The sequence below is a fragment of the Aeromonas sp. MR16 genome (genome assembly GCF_022549315.1).
Taxonomy (GTDB): domain Bacteria; phylum Pseudomonadota; class Gammaproteobacteria; order Enterobacterales; family Aeromonadaceae; genus Aeromonas; species Aeromonas aquatica.
Genome location: NZ_JAKZFK010000064.1, coordinates 1 through 1,194, shown reverse-complemented (window position 1 = coordinate 1,194; position 1,194 = coordinate 1). Strand labels below are relative to the sequence as shown.

At 67.4% G+C, this 1,194-nt stretch carries 1 protein-coding gene; it reads right to left on the bottom strand.

All coding sequences use genetic code 11. From position 1 onward, the window contains the following. Positions 1-1,194 (bottom strand): VCBS domain-containing protein (locus tag MM194_RS21720; RefSeq protein WP_241344953.1); only part of this gene is annotated, 1,194 nt, incomplete at both ends.

Sequence of the window (1,194 nt, the reverse complement as noted above, 5' to 3'; positions counted from 1 at the left end):
GCACGAAGCTCCACTTGCCATCGGCACCCACCGCGAAGCGGCCGTAATCACGGCTCTCGTTGCCCGCCACAAAGGTCAGGCCCGGGTTGTCGGCATCGCTCGCGGTCAGGGTGCCGGTCACCGGGGTTTGATCTCCCTCGGTGGCCGCGCCGCTGTCGGCGGAGATGACCGGCAGGTCGTCGGTGCCGGTGATGGTGATGGTGACCGTGGTGGTCGAGCCATCGCTCAAGCTGACGGTGAACTGCTCGACATGCTGCTGGCCCTTGGCCAGGGCATCGACGGTGGCGTTGTCCGCCAGCACGAAGCTCCACTTGCCGCTGGCATCCACCGCGAACTGGCCGTAGGCGTTGTGCTGGTTACCGGCCACGAAGGTCAGGCCCGGGTTGTCCGCATCGCTGGCGGTCAGGGTGCCGGTCACCGGGGTCAGATCTCCCTCGGTGGCCGCGCCGCTGTCGGCGGAGATGACCGGCAGATCGTCGGTGCCGGTGATGGTGATGGTGACCGTGGTGGTCGAGCCATCGCTCAGGCTGACGGTGAACTGCTCGACATGCTGTTGGCCCTTGGCCAGGGCATCGACGGTGGCGTTGTCCGCCAGCACGAAGCTCCACTTGCCATCGGCACCCACCTCGAAGCGGCCGTAATCACGGCTCTCGTTGCCCGCCACGAAGGTCAGGCCCGGGTTGTCCGCATCGCTCGCGGTCAGGGTGCCGGTCACCGGGGTCAGATCCCCCTCGGTGGCCGCGCCGGTGTCGGCGGAGATGACCGGCAGGTCGTCGGTGCCGGTGATGGTGATGGTGACCGTGGTGGTCGAGCCATCGCTCAAGCTGACGGTGAACTGCTCGACATGCTGTTGCCCCTTGGCCAGCGCATCGACGGTGGCGTTGTCCGCCAGCACGAAGCTCCACTTGCCATCGGCACCCACCTCGAAGCGGCCGTAATCACGGCTCTCGTTGCCCGCCACAAAGGTCAGGCCCGGGTTGTCCGCATCGCTCGCGGTCAGGGTGCCGGTCACCGGGGTTTGATCGCCCTCGGTGGCCGCGCCGCTGTCGGCGGAGATGACCGGCAGGTCGTCGGTGCCGGTGATGGTGATGGTGACCGTGGTGGTCGAGCCATCGCTCAGGCTGACGGTGAACTGCTCGACATGCTGTTGGCCCTTGGCCAGGGCATCGACGGTGGCGTTGTCCGCCAGCACGA